Annotated in this window: 11 protein-coding genes; 7 read left to right on the top strand and 4 right to left on the bottom strand. The window is 44.6% G+C overall.

Going from position 1 to position 15200, the window contains the following annotated elements; genetic code table 11:
• Positions 1-14: 14 nt before the first annotated feature.
• Complete coding sequence (fliD, locus tag LEP1GSC060_RS18575) at positions 15-1934, bottom strand: flagellar filament capping protein FliD (RefSeq protein ID WP_003010986.1); 1920 nt, start codon at positions 1932-1934, stop codon at positions 15-17.
• A 134-nt stretch (positions 1935-2068) separates the two neighbouring features.
• On the opposite strand from fliD, the gene LEP1GSC060_RS18570 reads away from it, so the two are divergent.
• Both LEP1GSC060_RS18570 and LEP1GSC060_RS18565 read left to right on the top strand, forming a co-directional pair.
• Positions 2069-2791, top strand: a complete 723-nt coding sequence (locus LEP1GSC060_RS18570; RefSeq protein WP_003011058.1) for an MIP/aquaporin family protein — start codon at positions 2069-2071, stop codon at positions 2789-2791.
• A 55-nt stretch (positions 2792-2846) separates the two neighbouring features.
• Positions 2847-4043 carry a M23 family metallopeptidase gene (locus tag LEP1GSC060_RS18565; RefSeq protein ID WP_003010981.1) on the top strand — a complete coding sequence of 399 codons (1197 nt, stop codon included), beginning with the start codon at positions 2847-2849 and terminating at the stop codon, positions 4041-4043.
• A gap of 249 nt (positions 4044-4292) precedes the next feature.
• Here the strand turns inward: LEP1GSC060_RS18565 and LEP1GSC060_RS18560 are convergent, their stop codons facing one another.
• Both LEP1GSC060_RS18560 and LEP1GSC060_RS18555 read right to left on the bottom strand, forming a co-directional pair.
• Entirely contained in the window at positions 4293-4622 is a 330-nt protein-coding gene (locus LEP1GSC060_RS18560) for a nitroreductase family protein (protein WP_003010973.1), read from the bottom strand.
• Between the two features lie 113 nt (positions 4623-4735).
• Positions 4736-5182 carry an Rrf2 family transcriptional regulator gene (locus LEP1GSC060_RS18555; protein ID WP_003011005.1) on the bottom strand — a complete coding sequence of 149 codons (447 nt, stop codon included), beginning with the start codon at positions 5180-5182 and terminating at the stop codon, positions 4736-4738.
• A 1116-nt stretch (positions 5183-6298) separates the two neighbouring features.
• Here LEP1GSC060_RS18555 and ppk1 point away from each other — a divergent pair.
• Genes ppk1 through LEP1GSC060_RS18535 form a run of 4 tightly spaced genes read left to right on the top strand, consistent with a single transcriptional unit; the run spans position 6299 to position 11805 of the window.
• The gene (gene ppk1, locus LEP1GSC060_RS18550) at positions 6299-8437 is read left to right on the top strand and encodes a polyphosphate kinase 1 (RefSeq protein WP_003010977.1); all 2139 of its coding nucleotides are present in this window, start codon (positions 6299-6301) and stop codon (positions 8435-8437) included.
• A 16-nt stretch (positions 8438-8453) separates the two neighbouring features.
• Complete coding sequence (locus tag LEP1GSC060_RS18545; protein WP_003011043.1) at positions 8454-9875, top strand: FAD-binding oxidoreductase; 1422 nt, start codon at positions 8454-8456, stop codon at positions 9873-9875.
• On the top strand, positions 9875-11461 hold the full coding sequence (locus LEP1GSC060_RS18540) for a bifunctional GNAT family N-acetyltransferase/carbon-nitrogen hydrolase family protein (protein WP_003011047.1): 1587 nt from the start codon (positions 9875-9877) through the stop codon (positions 11459-11461). The genes LEP1GSC060_RS18545 and LEP1GSC060_RS18540 overlap by 1 nt, the downstream gene beginning before the upstream one ends.
• Positions 11443-11805, top strand: coding sequence for a transmembrane 220 family protein (locus tag LEP1GSC060_RS18535; protein ID WP_003011025.1), 363 nt, complete (start codon positions 11443-11445; stop codon positions 11803-11805). The genes LEP1GSC060_RS18540 and LEP1GSC060_RS18535 overlap by 19 nt, the downstream gene beginning before the upstream one ends.
• A gap of 130 nt (positions 11806-11935) precedes the next feature.
• Here the strand turns inward: LEP1GSC060_RS18535 and LEP1GSC060_RS18530 are convergent, their stop codons facing one another.
• The gene (locus tag LEP1GSC060_RS18530) at positions 11936-12430 is read right to left on the bottom strand and encodes a TPM domain-containing protein (RefSeq protein WP_003011010.1); all 495 of its coding nucleotides are present in this window, start codon (positions 12428-12430) and stop codon (positions 11936-11938) included.
• Positions 12431-12641: 211 nt separating this feature from the next.
• On the opposite strand from LEP1GSC060_RS18530, the gene LEP1GSC060_RS18525 reads away from it, so the two are divergent.
• On the top strand, positions 12642-15107 hold the full coding sequence (locus tag LEP1GSC060_RS18525; protein ID WP_003011050.1) for a TonB-dependent receptor family protein: 2466 nt from the start codon (positions 12642-12644) through the stop codon (positions 15105-15107).
• Positions 15108-15200: the final 93 nt, after the last annotated feature.

Raw genomic sequence — 15200 nt, 5'->3', positions numbered from 1 at the left:
ACTCTCCTACTCTATCACTCGTTTCTGGCGCCTTTGAGGTTATTGTTCAAATAGGCCCCGACCGCTTTGTTCTTACCGACTCCCTGTTCCATATAAAGAAACTTGGATTTCAGTTTTTTCTCGTAACTTACGAGATGGTTTTCGTATTCCTTAATCTTCTTGTTATTGTCCGCGACTTGTTCTTCGAGCATTTTTACTTTTCCGGAAACAAGTCCGCCCGCATATTGAGTGTAAGGTTTTACGTGTTCTAAAAGATCAACCGCAACTCCCGTGTCCATTCTCGCGTCCGAGTTCGTATCGATCGCAAAAAGATTTCGGACCGAGTCCGGATTTTCGGCGAGTTTGGTACGAAGTTTTTCCTCGTCCAAGATCAAGAACCCGTCTTGGATATCGGCCCATTTGCTCCCGACCTTTCCGGTGCTGATTCCGATGTCGCTTAACATTCTCACCGAATTTTCACCGCTTACGGGATAGGAAGAACTCGCGACGGTTTTCATTCCCGCGATCAGACGAAGAACGGTATGTTCTCCGGATAAAAGACCGGTTTTGGTTTTCCCTTCCCAGAAAGTCTGTCCGATTTCTCCGCCGTCTTCTTTTCCGTCGTTGACCTTCCCGTTCTTATCCACTGCGGTGGATTCTTTAGAAAATTTTAATACTGTGTTGTATGCCGCGACAAATTCCTTGATCATTTCAAGACCCTTGTCCGAATCCGTTTTGATGTCGATGTTCACCGGGCCTTCGGTTTTTTTATGAAGGTTGAGAGAAACCCCGTCGAGAACGTCCGTAAGCCCTTCGTTTTTAGGACGATTGACTTCGATCCCGTCCACGAGAAACACCGCGTCCTTAGCTTCCGCGATTTCTTTGGCGGGTTTGGCTCCTTTGAATTCCCCCGGAATTACTATATGAAAAGAATCTAATAGAACCGTTTTACCGCTCGAGTTCGCAAAAAGGATCTTATGCGCCTTTTGACCCGACGGAAAGTTTTTCAGATTGAGAACGATTTTTCCGTCCTGTCTGGAAGCGGTTTCAAAGATCATCTTTTCTTTATCGTTTTCTTTATAAAGAATTCCTAATTCTAGTTTGTCTTCCGGAGCGAACTCGGTGGAAGTGGCAAGTTCGATCCTCGTATTTTTTTTCAACTCGGTGGTGGGAATTCCGAATTGAAACGAACCGACGCTCGCGATTTCCAACCACTTTTTACCGTTCTCTTCTTTGGGAACGGTTTTAGAACCCGCGGGAACTCCGTATTTCTCCGGTTGAAAAACCAGGATCTGATCTTGTTCGGGAAGAAGGTTCAATTCTTTGGAAGGATCGGCGGGTTCGGTCGCACCGACGAGATTGGCCGCTTGTAAAACTCCGCTCCCATCTTCAAATTTAAGTTTGCGCTCCTTGCCGGATAACGCGGCCGTGAGAGTGAGAACGTAATTGTCTCCGTCCACTTTGACAAGCCCGGTGTTTACAAGACCCGCCGCCGATATCTTGATGGACGAGGCGAGGTCTCGGATCGTTCCACCGGAAAATTCGATTTCTTTTTCGGAATCACCGGAAAAAATCTTAAACCTGCCCGCAGGAATTTGTTTGTTCGCGTCCGTTTTATCTCCGGAGATTTGGTGATAGGTCGCCAATTCTTTAATTTCAATTTTACGTTTACCGGCGCTTGCGGAACGGGAAGCGTCTCCGCTGATTAAACCCTCCGGTTCGGAAACAATAGTTTTCATCGCAAAGGGAGCTGTAAAAGAGATGAGAGCTCTGGTTTTATCTTGTAAATCGGTCGCGACTGTTTTGAGATCTCCCCACGCTTTGGATTGAGCTTTGTTAAACGAATTCTGTTGCTCAAGTCGGCGGATCGGCTTTGCTTCCAATTCCACCAGTTTCTTTACGATCATATTCGTATCTTGTCCGGTGCTAAGTCCTGGAATCGTAAACGCGGGCATCTTGTTCTCCTACATTCCTAATCGGTAAAATCGGAAAAAAGATAAGAGAAAATGAAAAAATTCGAGTTCGGAAAAACCGATTGCCGATCCTATATGTCCGTGAATTTTAGTTACGGTTTGTATAGGGGGAATCGATGTTATCGCCTGTTTTGGGAGAATTTTTAGGAACTTTCGTTTTGATTCTTTTGGGAAACGGAGTTGTGGCCGGGGTTTTGCTGGAACATAGTAAATCCAAAGACGGCGGCTGGATGGTGATCACCGCCGGTTGGGCCTTTGCGGTGATGATCGGAGTTTTTACTTCCAACACATTCGGAGGTTCGGACGCTCACCTCAACCCGGCGGTAACACTTGCATTTGCAATCAAATCGGGCGACTACTCCAAACTTATTTTTTACATACCGGCGCAAGTCGCGGGAGCTTTTTGCGGAGCAGTCTTCAATTACTTGCACTACCTTCCTCATTGGAAAGAGACCGAGGATCCCGGAAAAATTCTCGCGGTCTTTTCGACCGAGCCTGCGATTTCGCATAACGTGTCCAATTTTTTCAGCGAGTTTTTAGGTACGTTCCTACTCATTTTGGGAATCGTTTCCATCTTCTCTCCTACGATGACCGGTTTGACCGCTCACTTTGGAACGTTTTTGGTCGGGATTCTGGTTTGGAGCATCGGACTTTCCATGGGAGGAACGACCGGTTATGCGATCAATCCCGCGAGAGATCTCGGCCCGAGACTCGCACATTTTATTTTGCCGATTTCCGGTAAAGGATCTTCGAACTGGAAATACGCCTGGCTACCGGTCGTGGCTCCTCTTAGCGGCGCGGCCTGCGCCGGTTTTATATTAGGATTTTTGAAAGTTTAAAAAATAAGAATTCCATTTTAAGAATTTATTGTGTATCCGAAATCATGGACCTAAGATGCGAAATCGTGTTATCGTTTTATTTTTTATATTAGCGTTTTCTTTCGGATTATCCGCTCAAACCTCCGATTTTGAAGGCGAATGCAAACCCAAAGAATGGATCTGCGTTCTTACCCGCAACGATAACAATAAGATCGAATTCTACGTTCAAAACCAAACTCCTTCGGGCGAATATCCGTTCGTCGTTTATTTCAACTTTACGATTTTGGAAAATTTCAAATCGGACGTTAGTCTTCCGTTTCATTTCGTTTCCAAGGAAAATTCGGAACCGAAAAAAATTCTTACTTTAAGTCCTTTGAATATCCGTAAGGCGGGTTCCTACAGTTCAAACATCTATGTGAGGGCGGGAGACGTAGACGTTTCCAAAGATAGAAACGTTACGTATCGATTGCCGTTTGAAATCGCTTCCAGAGTGGGACAAGGTTATAACGGCAAAACGACTCATTCAGGCGAATTTTCTTATGCTTTGGATTTCGCTCTTCCGGAAGGAAGTTCCGTCATCGCCGCAAGGGGCGGGCTTGTAATTGCAACGGAAGACAAATTTCATTCCGGGGGAATCACTCCCTTTTTCAAAGACAAGGCCAACTTTATTCGAATTCTCCACAAGGACGGAAGTATCGCTGAATACGGTCATCTGAAACACAAAGGTGTTTTAGTTCAGGTAGGACAGGTTGTAAAGACGGGAGAAAAAATCGGTTTTTCCGGAAACACGGGTTTCAGCAGCGCTCCTCATTTGCACTTTCACGTCTTAAAACCCACGATGGACTTTCAAACTTTGGAATCCTTTCCCACTTCTTTTGAGACCGACGAAGGAGTGTTAGACGAACTTAAATCGGGAGTGGTCTATTGGAATCCTTCGAACGCCTTGCCTGCGGGAAAGATTTTTTTTGAAGAGGATCTAAAGATTTGTTCCGAATTCGTTCAGCAAAAACTTTCCGACTGCGAGGAAAAATTCAATCCTCAAAAACGACCGATTCTGGCGCTCGAAGTGAGAAAACCCGGAAAACACGATCTAAAAGTCGAAATATGCAATTCGGAATCGATCTGCAAAAGAATCGATTGGATCCTTCAACCGGAATGGAAGTCCTCCGTTTTTCACTTCGACTGGAGTCTGTTTCCCGGACCGCCGGGCAAACATAAAATTCAAGTCATCCACGACATAGAGATCGTCAAAACCTGGTTCGTTGAGAGATAAAGAACGAGGCGTTTAGCGATGATATGACGCTCATTTTGGCTATTTTATTTTTATACGATCTCTCATTCGAGAAAGATCAAATTCTTGAAATGCTTAACCGGAATCCCCATTTACAAAACATCGTAGATAGACAAAAGTATAAAAGATAAAATTTGGTTTATCACGGTTCTTGCAAGTAGGTCTCGTGTTTCGTGATCAAGGCGCCGAAACAAAATTACCTATTTATAATACTCGGTAGTAATCTACGGTTTAAAAGAATACATAATACATCGAGTTTAGTTTTACTTTTTCCGATAATTGAATGTGTTCTCGGATATTATCCTCGGTCACTTTGTCCCAAGCCGTAAATACCAAAATATGAGATGATTCCGCGATCTGCGGCTGATTGAATGCGATCGGAAGGATCCGACTTTTAAGATCTTCGTCCTCAATGACAAGGATCTTGTAAGGTTGTAACCCAAAGCTGGACGGAGTTAAACGAAGCGATTCTAAGATTCTTTCCAGTTTTTCCCGAGACAATTTCGGGCCCGTCATTCTTTTTGTCGCATACCGCCAATTGAGTTTTTCCAGTAAATCCATGTTTAATTTCTCCCTTTAACCTGATTTTTGGTTCCTTCATTTCTTAGAACCCTAATTGTCGTCTTGTTACAGACAACGTAACAGCAAACATAAAAAAAGAAAAAACAAATCAATCAATGATGCGAAAGGGACATTCTTTTTTGGCACTCGCCGCGGACCTGTTCCATAACGTCTTCGAGTGAGAATTCACCCAATTTCGTTTCGAGCGCGGCTTGAGCTTGCGCGAACATACATTCCAGTGTCGGGAGAATTCCCATTCCAACGGTACAATCCTGTTTTGGATGATCGTGAACGTTGAACAGGCACTCGCCTTCCTCGATGGCTCTGAAAATATCGGAAAGTCGGATCTCCGCCGCAGGTTTTGCGAGAGAGGCCCCGGGAACTCCTTGCCTGGAAAGAACCAAACCGGCCTTTCTCAGTTTTCCGATGAGGGTCCTCACGATGGCGGGATTGGTTCCCACCGATTTTGCGATCGTATCCGAGGTGGTATCCCCACCTTTTGCATCTTCCAGAAAGGTTAGAATGTGAATTGCAACGGCGTAACGACTCGGAATAGCCAAGATTTTTGTTCCTTTTAGACAGTATTCAAGGGTGTAAACAGGCCCCTGCCAAGAAGAATTCCAGGTTTCTTCAGAATAATAATCGGTTTTTATTCAGGAATTCCCGTTTTAAAAAATAGGAATCCGTTTCCAGATATCAGTGATTGGGTTTCAGGAGACTGGCAGGCAAGGTCACTCTGACCTCTGATTTCTATCCACTGATCCCTAAAACGGGCGCATGGTCGGGCCATTTTTCCCATAAAAAAGAAAACCTTTTTGAAACTGCCCGACCACCAGGCTCTCCGCTCCGGTCCGTTCCAATCGACCGATCCATTGGAAAAAAACCTTTCCGTGGAACGGACCCCGCATCGATCCTTTGCGCGGGGTTTTTCTGAAATATCGTAATCAGATTCGTAAGAGTTCCCACATTTTCAGGGACCAAGGGGATGGGATTCTACGGATTCAGCGCTATTTTTTAGGTTTATGAGCAAAACTTTGCTTTTTTCGTAAAATCTAGGAACTCCTAGATTTTTCGGTAAAACAGGGATCGGATCTTTTTCCGTATCACTCCGATCCAAACGAAAAACTTGAACCCTAAGCCAACGTAAGTTCGGTATAACCGATGCGAAAGCGATGGAAGCGGAATCAACAAATTGGAATGACTAGAGCGTTTCGTTTTTCGAGCAAACCATCAATTTGTTGATTGGAGCGGAAACTAAAAAACTCAATCTCGCTTCGCGAGATAGGTCCGGCCGTTAAGGCCGGATTCGCCCAAACTTTCTTAGATCGAATTCGCGTTCGTTATGAGCAAAACTTTGCTTTCTTCGTAAAATCTAGGAACTCCTAGATTTTTCAGTGAAACAGGATCGGATCTTTTTCCGTATCACTCCGATCCAAACGAAAAACTTGAACCCTAAGCCGCGCGGTTCGAGACGCCGTTTCCAGCGGCTCGGTAACTTTCCCATTCTCTACCTTACGATCTCTTCTTTAACCCGTCCAATATAAGGGAAAGCCAAGTCGGTTCCACAAAATCACCCTTAGAATCATTGACTCCTCGATAAAGCAGGTTTAAACAGGAATAGAATTCCCCGACAAAATCAAGTCTCCGGGGATTTTTGAAAATTTTCAGGAAATCTAATGTCAAAACCCAGAGTACAAGGCCAGACTCCGCCGACCGCCAACCAAAGCGACGCTTCCAACGGAAACCAGCCGGAAATTCATTTGAATAACGCGAACATATTTTTCGATCGGGAACTTTCCTGGATCGATTTCAACCGACGCGTATTGGAAGAAGCGAACGATCCTGAAAATCCGCTTTTGGAAAGACTGAAATTTTTAAGTATCACCGAAACCAACCTCGACGAATTTTATATGGTTCGAGTCGCAGGACTTCGTAATCTCGTAAAAGAAGGAAACGACGAAAGAAGTTTAAACGGAGACAGCGCGTCCGAAATTTTATCGGACTTATCCGATAAAGTCCGCTCATTTGTAAGGGAAGAATACGAAACACTTTCCAGAACATTAGAAGAATTGAAAGTAGCCGGAATCCATTTGATTCTCAATCCGGAAAAATTGACGATCGAAGAAATCAAACAGATTCAAAATTATTACAAGGAAGACGTATCTCCGATTCTAACTCCTCTCGCGATCGATACGGCGCATCCGTTCCCGCACATTCTAAACAAATCCTTAAACCTCGCCATGGTTCTAAGCACCGAGGACGAAAAAACCGGAGGAAAAAAAGATCTGTTCGCAGTCGTACAAGTGCCGTCCGTACTTCCCCGATTTTTACAACTGAAAGGCAAAGGAGAAGAAAGAAGATTTTTCCCTTTGGAGGAAATCATCAAACTACACGTAGACGATCTTTTTTACGGAATGACCGTAAAGGAAATCTATCCGTTTCGAATCATAAGAGACGCGGACATTTCCATCGACGAGGAAAAATCGGTCAAAGACCTGCTCATCACGATGAAGGACGAACTTAGAAACCGAATCTGGGGAGACGCGGTTCGTATGGATATACATCAGGGAACTTCTCCCTTTATTAAAAATACTCTGAGAGAACTTTTGGAGCTCCAAGATCACGAGGTATTCGACGTAGCGTCCATCTTGAACATAAACGACGCGATGTTCTTTTACGGACTGGATCATACCTCCAAACTCAAGTATCCTTTTTTTCAACAGAAAACAACTCTCAAGTTCGATACTCCGGAAAAAATTTTCGAGGCGATCAAAAAGAAGGACAGACTTCTTCATCACCCCTACCAATCCTTCTCGGCTATCGAAGACTTACTCCGGATTTCTTCCGAAGATCCGAAGGTTCTCGGAATCAAAATGACCTTATATCGTACGAGCGGGGATTCTCCGATCATCCAATATTTGGGACAAGCCGCCGAGAACGGAAAACAAGTGACCGTTCTCGTGGAACTCAAAGCTCGTTTCGACGAAGAAAGAAATATCAAGTGGGCCCAAAAACTCGAAGCGCGCGGAGTTCACGTGGTTTACGGCGTGGTCGGATTAAAAATTCACTGCAAGATGCTTTTGATCGTTCGAAAGGAGGACGATCACATGGTGCGTTATGTGCATCTTGGAACCGGAAATTACAATTCTACGACTTCCAAGTATTACACCGATCTCAGTTTTTTTACGGTCAGTAAACAGATTACGGAGGACGTGGCGACGATCTTCAACACGATCACGAGTTACGCAAAGATGCCGACTCTCAATTTTTTATCGGCTTCTCCCCACAACCTGAAATCGACGTTTATCACGATGATCGACAAGGAAAGGGAAAATGCGCTCGCCGGCAAACCCGCCAAAATCATCTTCAAAATGAATTCCCTCGTAGATCCGCATATTATTCTTTCCTTATATAAGGCGAGCCAAGCGGGGGTTAAAGTGGATCTGATCATCCGCGGGATTTGTTGTCTCAAACCGGGACTGAAAGGAATTTCGGAAAACATCACCGTGTTATCAATCGTCGGGAGATTTCTCGAACATACGAGAATCTACTATTTTCATTCGGGCGGTTCCGAATCCGTTTTTCTCGCGTCGGCGGATTGTATGCCTAGAAATTTCGAAAGGAGAATCGAGGTTCTTTTTCCGATCGTAGAAAGTAAAAACAAGGATCGAATCAAAAAAATCCTGGACGTTCAGTTGCGGGACAACGTAAAGGCCAGGTTTTTGCACCCGGACGGACATTACATAAAGAGAATATTAGAAAAAGACGAAAAACCCGTAGATTCCCAAATTGAAAGGATGACCTTCGCGGAATAAAAACTCAAAAATAAATATGACTACTACGACTTCGACAATCAACAAAGCTGAACTTAAATCCCTGATCGGACCGGGAAAGATATTTTTTAGAAACGATCCCGACTTCGACGAAACGACTTTCCTTTCCTTCGGAACGGACAGAACCAAGGTTTATAAACCCGACTTCGACATTCTCGCGTTTCCGACCACAACGGAAGAAGTTGCAAAAATCGTAAAGTATGCGTACGAAAACGAAATTTCGATCGTTCCCTCCGGCGGAAGAACCGGATACGCGGGCGGAGCGATCGCAAAAAATAAGGAACTGGTTCTTTCCCTTTCCAAAATGGACAAGGTTTTGGATTTCGATCCTTTTTTCGGAAGTATCAAAGTCCAAGCGGGAATGATCACCAAAAATCTTCACAAGGAAGTCGAGGAAAGAAATTTCTACTTCCCCGTCGATTTCGCTTCGACCGGCTCCTCCCATATCGGAGGAAACATCGCGACAAACGCGGGCGGAGTAAGAGTCGTTCACTACGGACTCATTCGTCAATGGGTTTTAGGACTTACGGTGGTTACGGGAACGGGCGAAATTATAGAATTTAACGGAGAGGTTCTCAAAAACAATACGGGATACGATCTCAAACAATTATTCATCGGCTCGGAAGGAACGTTAGGCGTCATTACGGAAGCGACTCTTAAGTTGACGACCAAACCTCTGGACAATCGGGTCTTACTCGTTGCGGTTCCGGATTTCGCTTCCATTCTTTCCTTGTTTAAGGAAACACACCGGGTAAAGGTTCCTTTGCTTGCGTTTGAATTTTTCACGGAATATTGTCTGGACAAAGTGAAATCCCATCTTGGAGTTCCGGATCCGTTTCAATCTCCGAGTGTATATTACGTTTTGATGGAATTCGAAATCGCTGACGAAGCCGACGACGAGAAGTTGTTCGGATTTTTGGAAACGATCACCGAAAAAGGTTGGATCAGCGACGGAAGCCTCGCCCAGAATTCCAGACAATCGGAAACCTTCTGGAAATACAGGGAAGGAATCAGCGAAAGTATTTCCATCGAATACACCGTTCATAAAAACGACATCTCACTTCCTTTGAGAAATATGGAACCTTTTCTCGTGGATATGGAAACGTTGTTAAACGGAAAGTATCCCGGTTTTGAAATCGCCCTCTTCGGTCACGTAGGGGACGGAAATCTTCACCTAAACATCGTCAAACCGAAAGATCTTTCCAACGAGGAATTTTTCAAAAAGTGCAAGGACGTGGACCCGGATATGTTTCGTTTATTACAAAAATATCATGGATCGATCAGCGCGGAACACGGAATCGGTCTTTTAAAAAAAGATTTTCTCCATTTTTCCAGAACGCAGGCCGAAATTCTTTTGATGAAGGAAATCAAAAAATCAATGGATCCTAAAAACATCATGAACCCGGGTAAAGTGTTCTGATGATCTCCACAAACGGCTCCTCCGGCGGCAAAAGACCGAGTAAGAAAAAGAAAAAAATACAATCCGAACATCGGATTGTTATGCGAAGTCTTACTCTGGACGATTACGCGGACGTTAAAGAGATCATGGACATCGTCTTTCCGGAGTTCGACGGGGCTTGGAAAAAAAATCAGTTCGAATCTCAGATCGCGAAATTTCCCGAAGGACAAATTTGTATCGAAGACAACGGAAAAGTTGTCGGGGCCGCGATCAGCCAAATCGTCAAGTGGTCCGATTACGGGGACAATCACACTTACGAGGAAATCGTCGGCAAGGGAGACCTCAAAAATCATAACGAAAAAGGAGACTCTCTCTACGGCGTCGACATTTTCGTTCACCCGGAGTATCGAGGTCTGCGTCTCGGCCGAAGATTATACGATGCAAGAAAAGAACTCTGCGAAAAACTGAATCTCAAACGGATCGTTGTCGGCGCGTGGATGCCCGGTTACGAAAACTACGAAGATTCCATGACCCCGGCTCAATACATCGAAAAGGTAAGAGACAAAGAAATCTACGATCCGGTTCTTTCCTTTCAACTCGCAAACGGATTTCACGTTCGCAAACTCAAACGGGGATATTTCGGGCATACGAAAGGTTTTAGCTCCTACGCGGTTCTATTAGAATGGTTGAATATATATTACGAGAAGGAAGAAACCGCCCTCATCGGAGGACAAAAGACGGTCATTCGAGTCGGGGTCGTTCAGATGCAGATGCGTCCCGTAACCGGAATCGAGGAACTGATGCGTCAGGTGGAATTTTTCGTCGATACCGTGGCGGGATACAACGTCGACTTCGTATTATTTCCCGAATTTTTTAATGCGTCTTTGCTTGCAAGATACAACGACCGGAGCCCTTCGGACGCGATGCGTGCGCTTTCGAGTCATACGGAAAACATCATCGAAAAGATGACGGAACTTGCGGTTTCATACAACGTGAACATCATATCCGGAAGTATGCCGGAATATAGGGACAACACCCTTCACAACGTTTCTTATCTCTGTAGAAGGGACGGAACCTACGAAGAACAATATAAGCTGCATATAACCCCGGACGAGGATTTTTATTGGGGGGTCAAGGGAGGATACAATCTTTCCGTGTTCAATACGGACGCTTGTAAGATCGGAATTCTCATCTGTTTTGACGTGGAGTTTCCGGAACTCCCCCGATTTTTGGCCGAACAAGGAATGGATATTCTTTTTGTTCCGTTTTATACGGATACGAAAAACGGTTACAACCGAGTCAGACATTGTGCGATGGCAAGAGCCATTGAAAACGAATGTTACGTAGTGATCTCGGGTTCGGTCGGCGCACTTCCTCATGTGGAGAATATGGATATTCAGTACGCTCAGTCCGCGGTTTTTACTCCTTCCGATTTCGCGTTTCCTCACGACTGTGTGGCTGCGGAGTCCGTTCCGAATACGGAGATGACTTTGATCGCGGACTTGGATTTGGATCTTTTAAAGGAACTCCGTAAAAAAGGATCCGTCCGCAATTTATCCAATCGAAGAAGAGATCTTTACGAACTTAAATGGATTTACGAATCATGAAAATTTTTTCAACCCTTACGATTTTAATCTGGCTCGTGTTTGCGGGACTTCAATGGAACGATCCCGATCCTTGGCTTTGGATTCCCCTTTATATGAGTGTGGTCTTTGTATATGCAGGATTTTTAATGTATCCCGGAAAAACAAAACTCTGGCTCGGAACTTCTCTGATCCTTTCGGCGCTTTTTTTTGTGGGAACTGTGTTTGCGGCTTTGCAAATCCAAAACTTTTCTTTCGACGACGAGGTTACGAGAGAAACGGGCGGTTTGATTTTATCCGCGATCTGGTCCGGAATCCTCGGTTATACGATTCGTAAGAGTGGGAAGAGCGCGATTTCAAAAGGATGAAATCTTTCAATACCACGAGAAAAAGATTTTTTATCCCGTGTTCGTAGCCGGCCGACCTGTGCAGTGTATTGTAATTCTATTTTTTGTTCGAACTGCGGTTACGGTAAAGTTTTTTAGAGCAACGTTTTATTCAATGAGCATCAAACCATTTTACGACGGAACTGACTCCTTTGACGACTCCCGATTCCAATTTTCCTTGTTTAAAATAGGGAATAAATTCTTGATCGATCATTTCCTTTGCTTGTGAGTTCGACATTCTTGCCGAAGCGATTCCACCCAACTCGATCCGAATTTCCCTCTCTTTGAAACATAATAATATTACGATTCCTGAATCCACAAACGACGCGTCTTTTTCCGAGAACTTTCCGAATTCCTGAGCGGCGTAGTCTTCCACCGATAAATTCTCCAGACTTGGAACGATGACCACAACCAACTTGAGTTTGTTATGAAGATAGAACGCGTTGCAGAGTCGTAGAATTTCCGATTTTGTCTTTTGCGTGAAACTCGAAGTTTGATCGCGGAAACATTCGTTGGTTGGTGGTTTTTGAATTCCGGCGCTAAGAACGGAGGCGATCAGTAAAGATGCGCTCAGGATCGCGGAGTTGAATATTCCGAATTTCATCATTCTTATTATAAAGATTCGGCTCTACTTTGGAGGTATATTTTTAAATCAAGGGGAGTTCCCACTTTTGTCCTCGAGAAAGATTTCGAGGAGTTCCCGCAAATTCCGTGATTCCTAAATTTTCCCTCGAACCCGATCCTTTTCACCACATTCTCCCTTGACTCCCAAGACGACCGACAAATATTGAGAATCATTTTCAAAATTAAGACCCAAAATGAATCAAAAATCAATTCTGCCTTTTTGCATTTTTCTCCTTTTACTGTTCTCTGGGGGAGTTCCCGCACAATCACAGGAAAATCCGCCTGAAAAAGACAAACAAACTCAGACACAACCCGCCGGAGAAGACGCCGATAAAGAAGGAAAAGGTGTCATCTCAGTGATAGGGAGACGAAAAATCGACCTCAAAAGAATTCCGGGTTCGGCGACCATCATTGAAAAGGAATTTTTGGAACAGACCAAACCGGTCGATTCCATGGAAGTTTTGAGAAGAGTTCCCGGAGCGTCGATCCGCTATCAAGATACGGGTTTGATTTTAAACATAGGCTTTCGAGGAGTGAATAACGATCTCGGAAGAAAAGTTCTCATTTTAGAAGACGGTATCTTCACTTCTCTCAACCCCTACTCCGCGCCGGAACAATACTACACGCCTAACATCGATCGTATGGAAAGAATCGAAGTTGTTAAAGGATCGGGCGCGATTCTTTTCGGACCTTCCACGATCGGAGGAGTGATCAACTTCATTACAAAACGACCTCCAAAAGAACCGGCTCTTTCCGTGTCCGCGCAGGGAGGATCTTACGGATTTTTTTCTTCTCAAATCTCTTACGGAGGAACTTTCGGAAATACGGGAATCGACATTTCGATTCTTAGAAAACAAGGCAACGGATTCAGAGACCACCAAGACTTTCGATTGCATGAATTTTCCTTTAAGTCCGTAACCGATCTGAATGAAAAACACACTCTTACTTCTAAATTTTTAGCCACCGCACAAGATGCGAACATGACTTATCTCGGTCTGACAACCGCTCAGTTTTGGAACAACTCTTCCTCCAACTTTGCGGAACAAGATAATCGAAAACTACAGAGATATTCCGGGGACATCGGTCACGAATGGAAACTCACCGATCATTCCAAACTCGTGACAAAGGTTTACGCGGCCTATACGGAAAGAAACTGGGCAAGACAAAACTACCTTCGAAACACGGGTTCCAACTTCGGCGCGATTCCGGGTAACGTAATCAAATCCTACGATACCGAACCTTTTGTAAATCGTCCCGGCGACACGGTTTACATGTTAGACGGCGTGGGCCATAGAAATCGTTCTTATCGTTTTGTAGGAGCGGAATCCCGTTATCAACAGGACTTTCAGTTTTTTGGAATCAAAAATCAACTCGATGCGGGCCTTCGTTACCACTACGAAACCGCGGACATCAAATATATCGACGGGCCGTCTACTCCCGATTATGCGATCTACGGCAACGGTTTTGAAAATCCGCCGACGGGGATCGCTTCCTCCGAATACTCTCTCGCTAAATCCGGAAACATAAGAGATCACGAAGTCAATAATACGAAATCGATCGCGGGTTTTGCTCAGAACAGTTTCAAATTCTACGATTGTTTTTCGGTCATTCCGGGAGTTCGTTACGAAACGTTCACACAAAACAGAACGATTCTTCGTCAACAAACCCTCAACCCCGTCACCAATCAACCCGATCCGAATTCCCCTTCCCAAGAAGTGGATAGAGGAAGCGCACACAGATATCACGTTGTCATTCCCGGACTCGGTCTTACCTACGATATTAAAAAAAACGCCGGTTGGATTAAGGACGTAACTTGGTTTGCGGGCGCGCATAAAGGTTTTTCACCTCCTCGATATCAGGACGCACTGAACAATTCCGGAGTCGTCAATCGGATCGATCCTGAATATTCCTATAACTACGAGACCGGCTTCCGAGGAGATATTACAAAAACCTTAAATGCTCAGGTGACTTACTTCGATCTGAACTACGTCAACCAGATCATCATCACTTCTTCCGCGTCCGGAAACGATTCCGCTTCTTCCGCAAAAAACGGAGGTAGAACTTACAGCCGCGGTCTCGAAAGCAACGTTACGTTCGATCCGGCCAAATTTTTCGACGTTTCTTTTAAACTTCCCATCGATCTGATTTATACGAGAGCGGACGCGAGAATGAATCAATATTCCATCGACACTTCTAAGGTAACGGCCAATCAATCTCTTCTCGATTTTGTGGTAACCCAGAAAGATAAAAACGGAAACTACGTCCCCTACGTTTCCAGAGATACGGCGACCCTCGCTTTGAGTTTCATTCATCAAAAGGGTTTTTACGCGAGAGCGGAATATCAGTATTTCTCGGCTCAGTATCACGACGACACAAATACTCGAACCGCATATTGGGCCGATTTGGTCACGGACCCTCTCGGCAAAAAAGTATTACAATATCTTAATATTTCTTCCAACAGTTCCGGAGAAACCGGCGTAATCCCCGCCTACGGACTGATCAATTGTTCTCTCGGATACAAGGACCCGATCAAACGTTGGAGCGTTTTTGTCACCGGTAAAAATTTAGCCGACGTTCGTTACATTTCCGGTCGTCTTCCCGAAGGGATTCAAGTCGGTCCGTTTCGACAGATCAATGTAGGCGCCACTTTTGAACTCTGACACGTATCCGCTAAGACATAGAAGTTCCCGCAAACCCATCCTAAGCCCAGATTTTCGATTGACAAAAAATATGATATTGAGAATTAGTATCAA

The organism is Leptospira weilii serovar Ranarum str. ICFT, assembly GCF_000332415.1.
Lineage (GTDB): Bacteria > Spirochaetota > Leptospiria > Leptospirales > Leptospiraceae > Leptospira > Leptospira weilii_A.
This window is presented reverse-complemented; position numbering and strand designations above follow the sequence as displayed.

Coding starts and splice junctions, on each gene's coding strand:
- LEP1GSC060_RS18565 (WP_003010981.1), top strand. CDS start 2,847: ATGCGAAATCGTGTTATCGTTTTATTTTTTATATTAGCGTTTTCTTTC.
- fliD (WP_003010986.1), bottom strand. CDS start 1,934: ATGCCCGCGTTTACGATTCCAGGACTTAGCACCGGACAAGATACGAAT.
- LEP1GSC060_RS18570 (WP_003011058.1), top strand. CDS start 2,069: ATGTTATCGCCTGTTTTGGGAGAATTTTTAGGAACTTTCGTTTTGATT.
- LEP1GSC060_RS18545 (WP_003011043.1), top strand. CDS start 8,454: ATGACTACTACGACTTCGACAATCAACAAAGCTGAACTTAAATCCCTG.
- LEP1GSC060_RS18560 (WP_003010973.1), bottom strand. CDS start 4,622: ATGGATTTACTGGAAAAACTCAATTGGCGGTATGCGACAAAAAGAATG.
- LEP1GSC060_RS18535 (WP_003011025.1), top strand. CDS start 11,443: ATGGATTTACGAATCATGAAAATTTTTTCAACCCTTACGATTTTAATC.
- LEP1GSC060_RS18530 (WP_003011010.1), bottom strand. CDS start 12,430: ATGATGAAATTCGGAATATTCAACTCCGCGATCCTGAGCGCATCTTTA.
- LEP1GSC060_RS18540 (WP_003011047.1), top strand. CDS start 9,875: ATGATCTCCACAAACGGCTCCTCCGGCGGCAAAAGACCGAGTAAGAAA.
- LEP1GSC060_RS18525 (WP_003011050.1), top strand. CDS start 12,642: ATGAATCAAAAATCAATTCTGCCTTTTTGCATTTTTCTCCTTTTACTG.
- ppk1 (WP_003010977.1), top strand. CDS start 6,299: ATGTCAAAACCCAGAGTACAAGGCCAGACTCCGCCGACCGCCAACCAA.